The 16,920-nt window shown below is 71.4% G+C and carries 13 protein-coding genes; 5 read left to right on the top strand and 8 right to left on the bottom strand.

Annotated features, from left to right (window positions below):
* The first annotated feature begins 99 nt into the window (after positions 1 to 99).
* Complete coding sequence (locus tag ASD48_RS39840; protein ID WP_057606821.1) at positions 100 to 705, top strand: ATP/GTP-binding protein; 606 nt, start codon at positions 100 to 102, stop codon at positions 703 to 705.
* 78 nt (positions 706 to 783) lie between these two features.
* Here the strand turns inward: ASD48_RS39840 and glpK are convergent, their stop codons facing one another.
* The 5 genes from glpK to ASD48_RS39815 all read right to left on the bottom strand — a co-directional run bounded on the left by glpK (position 784) and on the right by ASD48_RS39815 (position 7,134).
* Entirely contained in the window at positions 784 to 2,304 is a 1,521-nt protein-coding gene (glpK, locus tag ASD48_RS39835; protein WP_057606820.1) for a glycerol kinase GlpK, read from the bottom strand.
* A 63-nt stretch (positions 2,305 to 2,367) separates the two neighbouring features.
* Positions 2,368 to 3,141 carry an MIP/aquaporin family protein gene (locus ASD48_RS39830; RefSeq protein WP_057606819.1) on the bottom strand — a complete coding sequence of 258 codons (774 nt, stop codon included), beginning with the start codon at positions 3,139 to 3,141 and terminating at the stop codon, positions 2,368 to 2,370.
* 583 nt (positions 3,142 to 3,724) lie between these two features.
* Entirely contained in the window at positions 3,725 to 5,392 is a 1,668-nt protein-coding gene (locus tag ASD48_RS39825) for a GGDEF domain-containing protein (RefSeq protein WP_057606818.1), read from the bottom strand.
* 129 nt (positions 5,393 to 5,521) lie between these two features.
* A complete protein-coding gene (locus ASD48_RS39820) occupies positions 5,522 to 6,712 on the bottom strand; it encodes a lipid-transfer protein (RefSeq protein ID WP_057607047.1) in 1,191 nt (396 codons plus the stop codon).
* Entirely contained in the window at positions 6,712 to 7,134 is a 423-nt protein-coding gene (locus ASD48_RS39815; RefSeq protein ID WP_057606817.1) for a zinc ribbon domain-containing protein, read from the bottom strand. Before ASD48_RS39815 ends, ASD48_RS39820 begins: the two co-directional genes overlap by 1 nt.
* A gap of 97 nt (positions 7,135 to 7,231) precedes the next feature.
* Between ASD48_RS39815 and ASD48_RS39810 the strand changes: the two genes are divergently transcribed.
* Entirely contained in the window at positions 7,232 to 8,041 is an 810-nt protein-coding gene (locus tag ASD48_RS39810; protein ID WP_057606816.1) for a M15 family metallopeptidase, read from the top strand.
* A 47-nt stretch (positions 8,042 to 8,088) separates the two neighbouring features.
* The gene (locus tag ASD48_RS39805; protein WP_057606815.1) at positions 8,089 to 8,625 is read left to right on the top strand and encodes an NUDIX domain-containing protein; all 537 of its coding nucleotides are present in this window, start codon (positions 8,089 to 8,091) and stop codon (positions 8,623 to 8,625) included.
* Between the two features lie 2 nt (positions 8,626 to 8,627).
* On the opposite strand, the gene ASD48_RS39800 is transcribed toward ASD48_RS39805, so the two are convergent.
* Complete coding sequence (locus ASD48_RS39800) at positions 8,628 to 10,994, bottom strand: glycoside hydrolase family 31 protein (protein ID WP_057606814.1); 2,367 nt, start codon at positions 10,992 to 10,994, stop codon at positions 8,628 to 8,630.
* Positions 10,995 to 11,208: 214 nt separating this feature from the next.
* Here ASD48_RS39800 and ASD48_RS39795 point away from each other — a divergent pair, with 214 nt between their 5' ends.
* Both ASD48_RS39795 and ASD48_RS39790 read left to right on the top strand, forming a co-directional pair.
* Positions 11,209 to 13,176, top strand: a complete 1,968-nt coding sequence (locus tag ASD48_RS39795) for an acetoacetate--CoA ligase (protein ID WP_057606813.1) — start codon at positions 11,209 to 11,211, stop codon at positions 13,174 to 13,176.
* 117 nt (positions 13,177 to 13,293) lie between these two features.
* Complete coding sequence (locus ASD48_RS39790) at positions 13,294 to 14,187, top strand: hypothetical protein (protein WP_057606812.1); 894 nt, start codon at positions 13,294 to 13,296, stop codon at positions 14,185 to 14,187.
* 93 nt (positions 14,188 to 14,280) lie between these two features.
* Here the strand turns inward: ASD48_RS39790 and ptsP are convergent, their stop codons facing one another.
* Positions 14,281 to 15,951 (bottom strand): phosphoenolpyruvate--protein phosphotransferase, encoded by a 1,671-nt coding sequence (gene ptsP / locus ASD48_RS39785; RefSeq protein ID WP_057606811.1) that lies wholly within the window; start codon positions 15,949 to 15,951, stop codon positions 14,281 to 14,283.
* 79 nt (positions 15,952 to 16,030) lie between these two features.
* Positions 16,031 to 16,480 (bottom strand): PTS glucose transporter subunit IIA, encoded by a 450-nt coding sequence (locus ASD48_RS39780; RefSeq protein WP_057606810.1) that lies wholly within the window; start codon positions 16,478 to 16,480, stop codon positions 16,031 to 16,033.
* Positions 16,481 to 16,920: the final 440 nt, after the last annotated feature.

The following is a 16,920-nucleotide window of genomic DNA, read 5'->3' as shown; positions in this document are numbered from 1 at the left end:
CCTCACCGACAGGGCCGAGCGTCGCCCGACGTCCGGCGGGCGACGCACGGACCGCTGTCGGAGCACCCCCAGTCAAGCATCCAGCAGGAGAAGAGATCGATGATCTTCGGGCGTTCTGAGCGCGGCAAGCCCCCGGTCGAACCCGTCACGCTCAAGATCCTGGTGGCCGGCGGCTTCGGCGTGGGCAAGACCACCCTCGTCGGGGCCGTCAGCGAGATCAAGCCGCTGCGTACCGAGGAGTACCTCACCGAAGCGGGCCGCCCGGTCGACGACATCACCGGCGTGGAGACCAAGCACACCACCACCGTCGCCATGGACTTCGGGCGCATCACCCTGCGCGAGGACCTGGTGCTCTACCTGTTCGGGACGCCGGGTCAGGAGCGGTTCTGGTTCATGTGGGACGAGCTCTCCGAGGGCGCGCTCGGTGCCGTCGTGCTCGCCGACACGCGTCGGCTGGAGGACTGCTTCGCCGCGGTCGACTACTTCGAACGGCGCTCCATACCCTTCCTCATCGCCGTCAACTGCTTCGAGGGCGCCGCCCGTTACCCGGAGGAGGACGTCCGCGGCGCGCTGGACCTCGACGAGGGCATACCCGTGGTGCTGTGCGACGCCCGCGACCGGAGATCGGTGAGGGACGTCCTGGTCGGCGTCGTGCAGCACGCGATGGACTTCGGGGCCGAACGCCGCCAGGCGGTCACCACCTGAGATCCCGCGCGGTGGCACGGCCCGTACCCCCGCCGACCGGGGTACGGGCCGTGGCTCACGGGGAGGTACGCGCGCGTACTAGCCCTCGCCGCCCTCCAGCCAGCCGAGGCTCTTCTCCACGGCCTTGCGCCAGTTGTGGTACTCGCGGTCACGTACGGACGCGTCCATCCTCGGGGTCCACTCGGCGTCCTTCTGCCAGTGCGCCTTGAGTTCGTCGAGGTCGTTCCACACACCGACGGCGAGCCCCGCGGCGTAGGCCGCTCCCAGGCAGGTCGTCTCGGAGACCCGGGGCCGGATCACCGGCACGCCGAGCACGTCCGCCTGATGCTGCATGAGCAGGTTGTTCCTGGTCATGCCCCCGTCCACCTTCAGGGTCGTGATCTGCACCCCGGAGTCCTGGAACATGGCGTCCACGACCTCGCGCGTCTGCCAGCTCGTCGCCTCGAGCACCGCCCGCGCGAGATGCCCCTTCGTGACGTAGCGGGTGAGGCCGGTGACGACCCCCCGCGCGTCGGAGCGCCAGTACGGCGCGAACAGCCCCGAGAAGGCGGGGACGATGTAGGCGCCGCCGTTGTCGTCGACGCTCGCCGCCAGGCTCTCGATCTCGTCCGCCGTACGGATGATGCCCAGCTGGTCCCGGAACCACTGCACGAGCGCACCTGTGATGGCGATCGAACCCTCCAGACAGTAGACCGGCGCCTCACCGCCGATCTTGTAGCCCATCGTCGTCAACAGCCCGCTCTTCGAAGGCACCGGCCGGTTACCGGTGTTGAGCAGCAGGAAACTGCCCGTCCCGTACGTGTTCTTCGCCGTGCCCACCTCGTAGCAGGCCTGGCCGAACACCGCCGCCTGCTGGTCGCCCAGCGCCGAGGCGACCGGTACGCCGCCGAGTTGGCCCACGGCGGTGCCGTACACCTCGGCGGAGGACCTGATCTCCGGCAGCACGGCCTCTGGCACGTCCATCGCGGACAGGATGGAGGGGTCCCACTGGAGGGTCTCCAGGTTCATCAGCAGGGTGCGCCCGGCGTTGGTGACGTCCGTGACGTGCCGGCCGCCGTCGACGCCGCCGGTGAGGTTCCAGATCAGCCAGGAGTCGATCGTGCCGAAGGCGATCTCCCCGCGCTCGGCGCGAGCCCTGAGGCCCGGCACATTGTCCAGCAGCCAGGCCGCCTTGGGCCCCGAGAAGTAGCTGGCCAACGGCAGCCCGGTCTGCTCGCGGAAACGGTCCTGCCCGTCGGATCCCCCCAGCCGGGCGCAGAGTCCCGCGGTGCGGGTGTCCTGCCACACGATCGCGTTGTGCACCGGCTTGCCGGTGGCGCGGTCCCACAGCACGGTCGTCTCGCGCTGGTTGGTGATCCCGAGGGCGCTGATCTGGTCGGCGCGCAGTCCGGCCTTGGCGATCGCCCCGGCGACCACGGCCTGCACCTTGGACCAGATCTCGGTGGCGTCGTGCTCCACCCAGCCGGGCTTGGGGAAGATCTGGCGGTGCTCGCGCTGGTCGACGGCGACGATCGCGCCGTTCCGGTCGAAGACGATGCAGCGGCTGGAGGTGGTGCCCTGGTCGATCGCGGCGACGTACTTCTCGGCGTTGTCCGTCATGGCTACCCCTTGGGCTCATTCGGAAGGCTGCGTGGATGACTGCGGCGGCGGTCGGACGGCGCTTCAGAAGGCCGCGTTGTACAGGAGACCCGCGAGCGCTCCGCCGACGAGCGGGCCGACGACCGGGATCCAGGCGTATCCCCAGTCCGAGGTGCCCTTGTTCGGGATCGGCAGGAAGGTGTGCACAATGCGGGGCCCGAGGTCGCGTGCCGGGTTGATGGCATAGCCGGTGGGCCCGCCGAGGGAGAGTCCGATGCCGACGACGAGGAGGGAGACGATCAGCACCGTGATTCCGGACTCGCCCAGGCCTTCGGTCAGACCGAAGGCGAGAACCGGCAGGACCAGGGCGATCGTCGCGATGATCTCGGTGATCAGGTTGGCGGCCGGATTCCGGATCTCGGGGATGGTGGAGAAGATGCCCAGGGTCGGCGTCGGCTCCTCGGCCGTGCCCTCGCCGGTGCCCTCACCAGGGCCCTCGGTGAGGCCCTCGCCCCGCACGTTCGCCTGGAACTGCGCGAGGTACACCAGGTACGCGAGGACCGCGCCGAGCATCGCACCGGCCATCTGCCCCAGCAGATACACCCACACCTTGCCCCACTCGCCCGTGTCGACGGCGATGCCGAGGGTCACGGCCGGATTGAGATGCCCGCCCGACAGCGGAGCTGCGGTGTAGGCGCCCGCCAGCACGCCGAACCCCCAGCCGAAGGCGATCACGATCCACCCCGAGGCCCGGGCCTTGGAGTGCCTGAGGCTGACGGCGGCGCACACTCCCGCCCCGAACAGGATGAGGATCGCGGTACCGATGACCTCGCCGACGAATATGTCTGCGTTGCTCATGGCGGCTCCTGGGCCCGGCCCGGGGCGGATCGGCCCCGGTGCTCCGTACAGGGTGCGGTTCCCGTGGCTGCCGGAGCCGAGGCAGGGAGATCCCTGTGCCCCGCCCGGCGTCCGTGACGAGCGTGCCGTCGTAGCCGAATCGCCCCCGGGGGAGTGGGCCTTGCATCGGGAGCCCGCGTGGCGCGTGCCTGGATACGCCGAGAATGTACGGCGATGTCGGCTGACACCGGGAAGTGTTCACCGGCGCCCAGGGAGCGTCAAGAAGGCCGACGGCAACGGTTGGAGACACGCGAGACGGCCCACGCCCCCCGACGTCCGGGGCACCGATCAACGGCCCGGCACCCCGGAGCGTGCCTCCCGTCCACCTGACGACGACCCCGGACCCCACACCCGACCTGGACCTGACCTCGCATCTGACCCTGGAGCGGACCCCGCACCTGACCCCGCATCTGCCCCGGACCCGACCCCGGACCCGACCCCGGACCCGACCCGAGGAGGGCGCACGGCCGTCGCCGAGCCCACCGGCGGTTCGTCGACTCTTCGGGGCAGCACCGGGGTTCGGCCGCCCGTCCGCTCGCTGACGTCAGGTCAGCCCGCCCGCCGGCTCCGTCGCCGGTGTCCCCGGCCCCGTCCCCGCGGGAGCCTTCGGCCGCGACCCGCGCCGGATCCGGTATCCGGCCAGCCCCGCGTGCCCGACCACCCAGCTCGCCCCTCGCAACGACTTCGCTGCCTTCTTCAAGGGCGCCAGATACGCGGCCGCCTGGCGGTGATCCGTCACACTGCCCGGCCGGCACAGAACGGTGGCCAGCGACAGCGTCACCGGGTGCCCGCCCGCCGACCACGGCACGTCCAGCACGGTGGAGACCAGCGGCTCCAGGCCCTCCGGATCGGCCAGCACCAGGAAGTCGTCGCCGCCGATGTGGCCCACCCGCGCGTTCCCCGACGCCGTCAGCTGGAGTGCCCGCCCCACCGACCGGATGAGCTCGTCACCCGCCGCGAACCCGGCCCCGTCGTTGACCTGCTTGAAGTGGTCGATGTCCAGCCAGCTCAGCGCGAAGATCCGCCCCTCGGCGATCCTCCGGTCCACCTCCTCGGTGATCGCGTCCGAACCGGGCAGCCGCGTCAGCGGATTCAGGCCGGCCGCCTCCTCGACCCGGCTCTCGGCCAGTGCCCGTACGAGGTCCGCGAGCCGGACGACACCCACGCACCGCCCGTCGCGGTCGACGACCGCCACGTCGTCCGAGGTACGGTCCCGGTCGCCGACCGCGACCACGTCCAGCACCTCCCACGCCGTCGCGTCGACGCCCACCGTCCGCGGCGGATCGCCGAGTTTCGCGGCGGGACGGTCCGCGTACAGGGCATGGCCGTAGCGCCCGGACATCGACAGCAGGAACCGTGACCGGTGCACCGACCGCACGAGAACCCCCGTACCGTCCACGAGCAGCACCCCGGACACGTCCGGCGAACCGGTCAGCAGCGCCCGTACCCGACCGGCGGAGGCGGTCGCGGGCAGCAGCGCGGCCGGCCGGACGAACTCCCGTACCGAAGGCCCCGACCGGAGCGCCGGCAGGACGGCGGGACCGAGCGGCGGAACGTACACGTCGGCGGCCGGCAACCGGCTCGGCGGCGCGAAGAGCGTGCCCTGGGCCAGCTGGGCCCCGGCCGACATCGCGGCCGCGCACTGGAGCTCGGTCTCCACCCCCTCGACGACCAGCAGCGCCCCCAACTCGTCGCACAGGGTCCGCATCGCCCTGACCCCGGCGGGCCGTGCCAGGAGCGAGGCGTCGAGCTTGACCAGGTCCGGCGCGATGTCGACGAGCAGCCGCAGCGGTACGTCCCCGTCCCCGACCCCGTCCGCGCTGATGCGGAAGCCCTGGTCCCGGAGGGCCGCCAGGGCCTCCAGCAGCGCGGGCTGCGGGACGTGTGTGTAGGGCGGAACGACGTCGAGCGTGACCTCCCAGGGCAACCGCCCCGCCTCGCGCACGGCGTCGTGCAGCGCGGTGAGCCCGCCGAGATCGGCCAGAGTGGCGGCGAACACGTTCACCTGGAGGGGCAGCAGGGTCTCGCTGCGGGCCGCCGTGCGAAACGCCGACACGGCCAGTCGGCCGTCGAGTTCGGGATCCCGGCGGGCCTGCGCCACGATGTCGCCGGCCTCCGGTCGGGCGAGTATCTCCAGCCCCGCCACTCCCGCGGTGGTCAGGTTGACCACGGGCTGGAAGGCGAAGCGGAGAGTGTCCGTCCAGGAGTGCACGGCAGCATGATTGCGCTGCGGGCGTGCCCCCAGGCGCAGTTCATGAGACGTTCACACAGGATTCCGAGGTGAACACGGAGGGTGAGGGAGGCCGGGCGGGACCGGTGACGCGGAGGCTCCGGGTCCTCCTCACCGCACCGCGACCACCGCCGAACCATGCCCGAACAGCCCCTGGTTCGCCGTGACGGCCACGCGCGCGTCCGGGATCTGGCGATCGCCCGCCTGCCCCCGCAGCTGCCAGGTGACCTCGCAGACCTGGGCGATGGCCTGCGCGGGCACCGCCTCGCCGAAGGAGGCGAGTCCACCGCTCGCGTTCACCGGTATACGGCCGCCCGGCGCCGTCACGCCCTCCCGCAGCAACTTGGCGGCCTCGCCCTCGCCGCACAGCCCCAGATCCTCGTACCACTGCAACTCCAGTGCGGTGGACAGGTCGTAGACCTCGGCGAGGGACAGGTCCTCGGGTCCCAGGCCGGCCTCTTCGTAGGCGGCTCGGGCGATCGAAGCCCGGAAGGCCTCCCCGCCCGGCTCCGCCCCCACCGCGGAATCGGTCGCGATGTCCGGCAGATCCAGCACCGTGCTGGGGTACCTGGGCGTCACGGTGGACACCGCCCTGATGCGTACCGGCTCCGCCGCCCCGTGCCGTCGGGCGAACTCCATGCTGGACAGCACCAGCGCGGCCCCGCCGTCCGACGTTGCGCAGATGTCCAGCAGCCGCAGCGGATCGGCGACCACCGCGGAGGCGGCGACCTCCTCCGCCGTCACGCGCTTGCGGTAGCGCGCGTTCGGGTTCAGTGCGCCCATGGCGGCGTTCTTCACCTTGACCTGCGCGAAGTCCTCCGGCGTGTCCCCGTGCACGGCCATGCGCCTGCGCGCGTACAGCCCGAAGTACGTCGGGTTGGTCGCGCCGAGCACCCGGAACCGCAGCCAGTCCGGGTCGTCCGGCCGGTCCCCGCCCGCGGGCCGGAAGAAGCCCTTGGGGGCGGCGTCGGCCCCCACCACGAGCACCACGTCCGCCAGGCCCGCGAGGATCTGGGCGCGGGCCGCGCTGATCGCCTGGGCGCCCGACGCGCAGGCCGCGTAGACGCTCGCGACGCGGGCGCCCTGCCACCCCAGCGCCCTGGCGAACGTAGCCCCGGCCACATATCCGGGATAGCCGCCACGCACCGTGTCCGCGCCCACGATCGAACCGACGTCCCGCCAGTCCACACCGGCGTCCGCGAGGGCCGCGCGCGCCGCCTTCACGCCGTACTCGACGAAGCCGCGCCCCCACTTGCCCCACGGATGCATCCCGGCGCCGAGCACCGCCACCTCTGCCGTCATCACGCCACCCCCGTCGGCCGCCATCGCCAGGTCGTCCAGGTCGTCTCCGCGTCCTCGTCGAGCACGCCCGGGACGACCTCCATCTCCATCCCCACCGCCAGATCGGCGACGGTGACCCCGGGAACCGCCTGCCCCAGCACCACGATCCGCTCGGACTCCAGCTCCACAGCGATCAACGCGTACGGCTCCCACGGAAGTTCCGGATCGCTCACATAGGGTGACGGAGGGCGGTACCGGCTGTCCGTGTACGACCAGACGCGCCCCCGCCGCGAGAGCGGCACCTCCGCCAGGTCGCCGCCCCCGCAGCCCGGGTTGCGACAGTGCGTGTCCTCGCGCGGGAAGAAGACCGACCGGCAGGCCGAGCAGCGCGTGCCGAGCAGCCTGAATTCGTCCCCGTCCCCTGCGAACCAGCCCGTGACCACGGGTGTGCGTGTGCGTGACATGGTCCCTCCCGGCAGCGTGTCTGACGGAACGTCAGAAGTGTGTCACGGGCGGGGTGAAATGGGCAGGGCAGGAGACATGACCCGACTCTCCGGCGCGGCACGCGGTGTCGTCGCCGTGCTCGTCGCCCTGCTGACCGTGACCGCCGCCTCCGCCACCGCGCGGGCCGACGCCGACCCCGCGGCCCCCGCGGACTTCGTGGCCCTGAGAACCGTGGACCCGACGATCCTTCAGGAGATGCGCTACTTCACGCCGCACAACTTCGTCGGGGAACGCATCGACGGATACCGGCAGCCGATCTGCATCCTCACCCGGCCGGCCGCCGAGGCCCTGCACCGGGCCCAGACGAACCTGCTGAGCCGGGGATACACGCTCAAGGTCTACGACTGCTACCGCCCCCAGCGCGCCGTGAACCACTTCGTCCGATGGGCCGAGGACCTGAACGACGAGACGACAAAGGGGGAGTTCTACCCGAACGTCGACAAGACCCGCCTGTTCGAGGACGGCTACATCGCCGCGAAGTCCGGGCACAGCCGGGGTTCGACCATGGACCTGACCATCGTGAAGCTCCCCGCCACCCCGACCAGGCCCTACGTGCCCGGTGAACCCCTCGTGCCCTGCTACGCGCCGCGACAGCAGCGCTTCCCCGACAACTCGGTCGACATGGGCACCGGCTTCGACTGCTTCGACACCCTGGCCCACACCCTGGACCCGCGCGTCCAGGGGCGGCAGCGCGCCAACCGGATCCTCCTGAAAACCACTCTGGAAGCCCTCGGCTTCGTGAATCTCGCCGAGGAGTGGTGGCACTACACCTTCAAGCCCGAGCCCTACCCCGACACCTACTTCGACTTCCCCGTGTCCGCCAGGTCGCTCGCCCAGAGGTATTGAGCCGCATCCGTACGACGCCCTCCCCAAGATCGGATACGCTCCGCCGCGTGTCCGAAAACCTGCACTCCACTTCGAACTCCGCGCGCGACTCCCACTGTTCGAGTTGCGGAGCGCCCTACGGGGAGGGCGCCACCGGCTGGCCCCGCACCTGCCCGGCCTGCGCCACCGTGGCCTACCGCAACCCGCTGCCGGTCGCCGTCGCGCTCCAGCCCGTGTACGACACGAAGGGCACCGCCCTGGTCGTCATCACCCGAACCATCGCCCCCGCGCGCGGGGGCATCGCACTGCCCGGCGGCTACATCGACGACCGCGAGGACTGGCGCCAGGCCGTCGTACGCGAACTCATGGAGGAGACCGGCATCGACGCGGCGCCCCGTGACGTGCGGCTGGCCGACGCCATGAGCTCTCCCGACGGCCACCTGCTGCTGTTCGGGCTGCTGCCGGAGCGCCCCGCGGACCGTCTCCCGGCGACCGCCCCCACGGACGAGACCGAGGGCTGGCACCTTCTGCGCGGGCAGGAGGAACTCGCCTTCCCCCTGCACACACTCGCTGTGCGGGCGTTCTTCGAGGGCCGCTACATCTGAGCTCAGCGCTCGTCGAGCCCGCGTACCCGCACCGGGTGGGACGGCCCCCGCACGCCGTCCGCACCCTCCCGCTCGACGACGACCCGCGGCCCCTCCCAGCGGGCGACGTACCGTTCGACCTCCGGCTCCTCCCAGCCGTCGCCCGCGTCCCGCACGACCACACCGCCACCCGTCCGCCCCCGCGCCGGCGCCCACACCTCCAACTCCAGCCGGCCGTCCTCGCCGCGCACCGGTATGACGGCACCCGCGCGCGCGAACACCGGGACACGCGACAAAGGGGCCTCCACGAGCACCTGCCCCGGCCCCTGGTACGCCCGCCCCGTCGCCGTGTCGTACCAGCGCCCCCGCGGCAACTGCACCGTTCGCCGGTCGGTCCCGGGGTCGAGCACCGGCGCCACCAGGAGGCAGTCACCCAGCAGGAAGGCGTCCTCGCAGTCCCGCAACGCCCGGTTGCCGGGCGCCCCCCACCACATCGGACGCACATAGGGGGCCCCGGTACGCCGGGCCAGATGCGCCAGCGTCACGAAGTACGGCAGCAGCCGCCGACGCCCGACGAGCGCCACACGCGCGTGCTCCAGCACCTCCGGACCGAAATCCCACGGCGCCCGCTGCCCCGCCCGCACGCTCACGTGCGTACGGAACAGCGGCAGGTACGCCCCCAGCTGGAGCCGGCGCACGTACAGCTCGGGCGACGGACCACCGTCGAAACCGCCCGTGTCCGGGCCCGCACAGGGCACGCCGCACAGCCCGAGACCCAGCACCAGCGACAGTGACGCCCGCAACCCCGGCCAGTCCGCGGCGGCGGCCCCGGACCAGATGCCGCCGTAGCGCTGCACGCCCGCCCAGCCGGACCGCGAGAAGACGAAGGGACGCTGGTCCGGAACCAGGTCCCGCACCCCCTCGTAGGCCGCCGAGGCCATGCACAGGCCGTACACGTTGTGGGCCTCGCGATGGTCACCCCCGCGTCCCTCCAGGGCGTGCCGGGCCGACCGGGGCAACGTCGACTCCCCGAAAGCGGCGAACACCGTCGGTTCGTCCATGTCATGCCAGAGGCCGGCGAACCCCTGCGCGATCCGCTCCGCGTGGAGCCCTCCCCACCACTGCCGCACGCGCGCGTGCGTGAAGTCCGGGAAAACGGCCTCCCCGGGCGACGCCACCGCCTTGACCACCCGGCCCGACGCGCCTCGCACGAACACGTCCTCGGCGGTCCCGCCGTCGTACACGGCGTTGCCCGGCGTGGCCCTGACCGCCGGGCCGACGGCCGACACCAGACGTATCCCGTCCCGACGCAGTTCCTCGGAGAGCACCGCCAGTTTCGGGAAGCGCTCCTGGTCGACTGTGAACACCTGGCGGTCGTTGTAGTGGTCGAAGCCCAGGTGGACGGCATCGAGCGGCAGACCGTGCTCCTGATGGCCCGCGACTGTCCGGCGCACCTCCTCCTCGCTCCCGAGGCCCCGGCCCGCGAGCTGATGACCCAGCGCCCACGCGGGCGGCAGCGCGGGCGCCCCGGTGAGCGCGACCCAGGCGAGCAGCACACGCGCGGGGGTGCCCACCACCACCCAGCAACGCAGCGGACCGCCCTCCATCCGCACCTCGCACGCCCCGGACCGGTCGTGCCCGGAGCCCGCCCCCTCCTTGCCCTCCCGCAGCGTGACCGTGCCGTCCCAGGAGGTGTCGTGAAACACCAGGTGAGTGCCCGCGTCGGCCACCACCAGCTGCAGCGGCATCGTGAGCGGGAGCGGATCGTCCCCACGCCCGTGAGGGTGTCCCGGATCCGTGTTCCACAGCCGGTAGGTGCCGTCGCGCAGCCGCGGACCGGACGCCCGCCCCCCGGGACCGAAGAAGCGCGCGTCGGCCGCAACCTCCGAACGCTGCATCCAGCGCGCCGGCCCACCCTCCTGCGGTTCCCACCACCGGGGCGGCAGCTCCCGCCGCAGCATCACGCCTCCGGGCGTGCACACGTCGATGGCACCGTGCCGTGAGACCACGACCGTCACCCGTTCGGCGATCACGCGCCACCCGCCGTCCTTGTCGGGCTCCAGAACCGCCCGGGGGTCCGGCTCCGGACAGCGGCCGGCCAGCGCGTACGACGGCTCGGGCTCGGCCCCGTCCCACCCCCAGAACACCGCGCCGCTCACGGCGACGCGGATCCTCAGCTCGGAGCGACTGAACCGGAGCGTCCCCCCACCGGGCCCCGGCTCCGCCTCCTGCACCGCACCCGGCACCCGCGCGCGCTCGGGACCCCGCACCGGCAGCCCGGCGGCGTCGGCACGGTTCCTGCGCCACGCGGCCCGTACCGTGCGCAGACCCTGGGCAGCTCCCGCCCGACCGACCGCCTTCATCGAACGCACCAGGTCACGACCGTCCATGCTGTTCACCCTGTCACTGACCGCGTCACGCGCGCGGGTCGTTCAACTGCCGTTCACCCGTGGTGAGGCCACATCTTCACGGGACGGACTGTGGGGAGCCCACCCTGGTGCAGAAGTCGATCACATGGCATCGTCCGTGTCAGCCGCGTCACGCGCACCACCCCAGCTCGTGCGCGGGCGACGCACACGACGCGCAGAGTCCGGGAGCCGCCCCATGTCGACCCTGAACCCCGAGCCGCTCTGGCGGCCTGATCCGCAGCGCATCGCGCGGGCCCAGGTCACCAGGTTCCAGACCTGGGCGGCCGAGCGCCACGGAGCCCCCTCCACAGGGGGCTATCCCGCGCTGCACCGCTGGTCCGTGGACGAGCTGGAGACGTTCTGGACAGCCGTCACGGAATGGTTCGACGTACGGTTCTCGACGCCCTACGCGCGCGTGCTGGGCGACCGCTCCATGCCCGGCGCCCAGTGGTTCGCCGGAGCCACGCTCAACTACGCCGAGCACGCCCTGCGCGCCGCCACCACCCGCGCGGACGAACCGGCCCTCCTGTATGTGGACGAGACCCACGAGCCGCAGCCGGTGACCTGGGGCGACCTGCGCCGCCAGGTCGGCTCCCTCGCGGCCGAACTGCGCGCCCTCGGCGTCCGCCCCGGCGACCGGGTCAGCGGCTACCTTCCGAACATCCCGCAGGCCGTCGTCGCGCTCCTCGCCACGGCCGCCGTCGGCGGCGTCTGGACCTCCTGCGCCCCCGACTTCGGCGCCCGCAGCGTCCTCGACCGCTTCCAGCAGGTCGAACCCGTCGTCCTGTTCACCGTCGACGGCTACCGCTACGGCGGCAAGGAGCACGACCGCCGCGACGTCGTCGCCGAACTGCGCCGCGAACTGCCCACCCTGCGCGCCGTCGTCCACATCCCGCTCCTGGGCACCGAGGCACCCGAGGGCGCCCTGGAATGGTCGGCCCTCACCACCGCGAACGAGGAACCCGTCTTCGAACCGGTCCCCTTCGACCATCCCCTGTGGGTGCTCTACTCCTCCGGCACGACCGGCCTGCCCAAAGCCATCGTCCAGTCCCAGGGCGGCATCCTCGTCGAACACCTCAAGCAGCTGGGCCTGCACTGCGACCTCGGCCCCGACGACCGCTTCTTCTGGTACACCTCGACCGGCTGGATGATGTGGAACTTCCTCGTCTCCGGCCTCCTGACCGGCACGACGATCGTCCTCTACGACGGCAGCCCCGGCTACCCCGACACCGCCGCCCAGTGGCGCATCGCCGAACGCACCGGAGCCACCCTCTACGGCACCTCGGCGGCCTACGTCATGGCGTGCCGCAAGGCGGGGGTGCACCCGTCCCGCGACTTCGACCTCTCCACGGTCCAGTGCGTCGCCACCACGGGGTCACCGCTCCCGCCCGACGGCTTCCGCTGGCTGCACGACGAGGTACGCGACGACCTGTGGATCGCGTCCGTCAGCGGCGGCACGGACGTCTGCTCCTGCTTCGCCGGGGCCGTCCCGACGCTTCCCGTCCACACCGGCGAACTCCAGGCCCCCGGCCTCGGCACCGACCTGCAGTCCTGGGACGCCGACGGCCACCCCGTGATCGACGAGGTGGGTGAACTCGTCGTCACCAACCCCATGCCGTCCATGCCGGTCCGGTTCTGGAACGACCCCGACGGCAGCCGCTACCACGACAGCTACTTCGACACCTACCCCGGCGTGTGGCGCCACGGCGACTGGATCACCGTCACCTCGCGCGGTTCGGTCGTCATCCACGGCCGTTCCGACTCCACACTCAACCGCCAGGGCGTACGCATGGGCTCCGCCGACATCTACGAGGTCGTCGAACGGCTCCCCGAGATCAAGGAATCCCTGGTCATCGGGATCGAGCAGCCCGACGGCGGCTACTGGATGCCGCTCTTCGTGCACCTCGCCCCGGGAGCCGCACTCGACGAGGCCCTCCTCGGCCGCATCAAGCAGGCCATCCGCGAACAGCTCTCGCCGCGCCACGTCCCCGACGAGGTCATCGAGGTACCCGGAGTCCCGCACACCCTCACCGGCAAACGCATCGAGGTCCCGGTCAAACGCCTCCTCCAGGGCACTCCGCTGGAGAAGGCGGTCAACCCGGGCTCCATCGACAACCTCGACCTCCTGCACTTCTACGAGGAGCTCGCCCGCAACCGGACCTGAGCCGTGACCTGCACGTTTCTGAACCACGGGCCCCTGACTCGATGAGACGGGGGCCCGTTGTCAGTGCCGCCGGTTACTGTGAGTGAGCATTGATCGACCGTGCGCACAGGGGGAAACATGACACACACCGACCACCGGACCATGCGACGCGTCCTGCGCCGTGAGATCGCCGGCACCATCGGCCTGCTCACCGACGAACACGACTTCCGTGCCATGCGGCGCTACCGCACCTTCACGTTCGACGATCACGCCGTCTACCTCCGACAGGTCGAAGACCTTCTGAAGACACGCGCCACACAAGGCACCCACACCACCGTGGCCCTCTTCGACCCCCGGGAATACGCCGAGTACTGCACGGGCAGGGGACTCGACCCCGACATCCCCGCCAACCGCACCCGCTTCACCGCCGAACTCGCGACCACGGGCCCCACCATCCCCTACGAGGGCCAGCCCCTCGCCGATCTCCTGCCCGCCCTCGTCGACGAAGCGGTACGCCAGGCGACCTGGGAATACGCGGCCACCCTGCTCGCCCGCCTCGGCGCCTGCGCCACCTGCGGCGAGGACATCGGCCGCGCCGCCTTCACCCGCGCATCGGACCTCGTCGCCCGCATCCTGGACACGGCACCACCCGGCAACCGGCACCTCGTGTGCAGCGTGACCGGCACACCCGAGACACTGGTCGCCGTCCTGCACGCGGACGAGGAGGCCGAGGGCGCCACCCGACTCGACGAGGCCGGAGCGCTCGAGTTCACCACCGTCCTCGCCCTCGGCCTCGCCACCCGGAGCCCCGGCGGGCTGGTCATGCGCACCACCGCCCACGACACCTCCGACCGTATCTACGGCTGGCGGCTGCGCGGCGACGGCCTCGAACCCCTGACCGCCGGCGAGGTCTTCGACGCCTACTGCACCGACGTGGAGTCCGGCGACCTCATCTCACCCGAGTCCAACGTGGACTACTGCTTCGCGCCGGAGCTCGGCCCGGAGGGGAAGACACCGGGCCACAGCCACTGAAGCAGGGGTGACCAGGACGCTCACACGCAGCAGGGGCGCTCCACCCGAAGGCGGAGCGCCCCTGCTCACCGGCCGACCGCCGGCCGGAACCGACTACTCGCCGGAGAGCACGGCCTGCGCCGCGCCGCGCGCTTCCTCGGCGCTGTCCGCCGCACGCGCGGCAGCCGCGGCACGCTCACACTGCGCCAGCGTGTACTTCGCCAGTGCGGTCCGGACGTAGGGGATCGACGCCGCCCCCATGGAAAGAGAGGTGACTCCCAGACCCGTCAGCACACACGCGAGCAGCGGATCGGACGCGGCCTCGCCACACACACCACAGCTCTTGCCTTCGGCCCGCGCCGCCTCGGCGGACAGCGCGACGAGGTCCAGCAGCGCGGGCTGCCACGGGTCCTGCAGCCGGGACACCGCACCCACCTGGCGGTCGGCGGCGAACGTGTACTGCGCGAGGTCGTTGGTACCCAGCGAAAGGAACTCCACCTCCTGCAGGATCGAACGAGCCCGCAGAGCGGCCGACGGGATCTCCACCATCGCGCCGAACTTCGCCCGCAGCCCCGCCTCACGGCAGGCGTCCGCGAACGCCTTCGCGTCGGCACGGTCCGCCACCATCGGCGCCATGACCTCGAGGTAGACAGGCAGCCCCTCGGCGGCCTTGGCCAACGCCGTCAGCTGGGTCCGCAGGACGTCGGGGTGGTCCAGCAGGGTCCGAAGCCCGCGCACGCCCAGAGCCGGGTTGGGCTCGTCGGCAGGAGTGAGGAAGTCCAGCGGCTTGTCGGCGCCCGCATCCAGCACGCGCACGACGACTCGTCCCTCGGGGAACGCCTCGAGCACCTGCCGGTAGGCCTCGACCTGCTTCTCCTCGGACGGCGCGCTCTTGCTGTCGTCGAGGAAAAGGAACTCGGTACGGAAGAGCCCCACCCCTTCCGCCCCGGCCGCCAGGGCAGCGGGCACGTCGGCAGGACCTCCGACGTTCGCCAGCAGCGGCACCTTGTGACCGTCGGCGGTGGCGCCCGGCCCGGTCGAGGCGGCCAGAGCCGCCTTGCGCTCGGCCGCCGCGGCCTCGAGCAGGGCCTTCTTCTCTGCGCTGGGGTTCACGAACACGTCGCCGGTGCTGCCGTCGACGGCGATCACCGTTCCCTCGGCGAGCTCACCGGCACCCGGCAGGGCCACTACGGCGGGCACCCCGAGCGCCCGCGCCAGGATGGCGCTGTGACTCGTCGGCCCGCCCTCCTCGGTGACGAAACCGAGCACGAGCGTCGGATCCAGCAGCGCGGTGTCGGCGGGTGCCAGGTCCCGCGCCACCAGCACATATGGCTCGTCACTGTCCGGGACACCGGGCATCGGGACGCCCAGCAGACGGGCGACGATACGATTCCGCACATCGTCGAGGTCGGCCACACGGCCGGCGAGGTACTCGCCGGCTCCCGCCAGCAACTCACGGTAGGCGGCGAACGCGTCGTACACGGCACGCTCGGCCGTGCTGCCGACGGCGATACGCCGGTCCACGTCGACCATCAGCTCGGGATCCTGGGCCATCATGGCCTGTGCCTCGAGCACCGCCTGGGCTTCGCCCCCCGCCAGATTGCCGCGCGCCATCAGATCGGCTGCCACAGCCTCCACGGCCTTGCGGGCGCGTCCCTGTTCGCGCCCCGCCTCTTCCGCCGGGATCTGCTTGGCGGGCGGTTCGAGCACCGCCGTTCCCATGTGCCGAACCTCGCCGATCGCCACACCGTGACTCACGCCGACGCCTCGCAGCGTTGTCTCCATCTCACCCGTCTCCGATAGTGCGGCGGGTCCCGCCGCCGCGGTGGTTGTCCTGTGTGCCGTCGGTACGACGGCGTCAGTACTACTGCCAGGAAAAGAGAGCGTCGCCGGCTTTGACGTCGCCGTCTTCACGGAGTTCGCCGAGCGCGTCGGCCGTGGCCTCCAGGGCGACGACCGGGCACACCGGGGACTTGCCGGCCTCCTCGACCGCGGCCGGGTTCCATCGCACGATGCTCTGCCCGCGCGTCACGGTGTCGCCCTTGTTCACGAGGAGTTCGAAGCCCTCGCCGTTGAGCTGCACGGTGTCGATCCCGAGATGGGTGAGTACCCCATGTCCCTCGGAGTCGACCACGACGAAGGCGTGCGGGTGGAGGGAGACGATGACTCCGTCCACGGGTGCGACGGCCTCGGAGGGCTCACGCACCGGGTCGATCGCCGTGCCCGGGCCGACCATGGCCCCGGAGAAGACGGGGTCCGGCACGGCCGCCAGCCCGATGGCGCGTCCTACTAGAGGGGACGTCACGGTGGTCATGGGAAGCCTCCCAGGGGTGGAGATGTATATGGGCCGTCACTGCTTGTCCAGGTCGGCGCACTGTGCAGCAGGGTATGTCATACGAAGTACCGGTTCCGCACGAGAACAGCCGATCCGTGGTCTAGACCACTAGCGTAGTCGATTTGCAGCGTCTCTGCGGCCCCGTGTACAGTCGTACTCCTGCTTGAGGGTGAGTGACGCGAACAAGCGCGCTTGCCGAGCAGCACCCAACTTGTCAGATCCTAATCTCTGGATCATCTTTCGCATGTCTGCGGAACGGTGGTCAGGAGGCCGGAAAAACCCTGATAGAGTTTGGAACGCAAGACCGAAGGGAAGCGCCCGGAGGAAAGCCTGAGAGAGTCTCTCGGGTGAGTACAAAGGAAGCGTCCGTTCCTTGAGAACTCAACAGCGTGCCAAAAATCAACGCCAGATATGTTGAT

The sequence above is a fragment of the Streptomyces sp. Root1310 genome (genome assembly GCF_001426425.1).
Lineage (GTDB): Bacteria > Actinomycetota > Actinomycetes > Streptomycetales > Streptomycetaceae > Streptomyces.
Note: the sequence above shows the minus strand (reverse complement) of the source record. Positions and strands in the feature narration are given on the sequence as shown.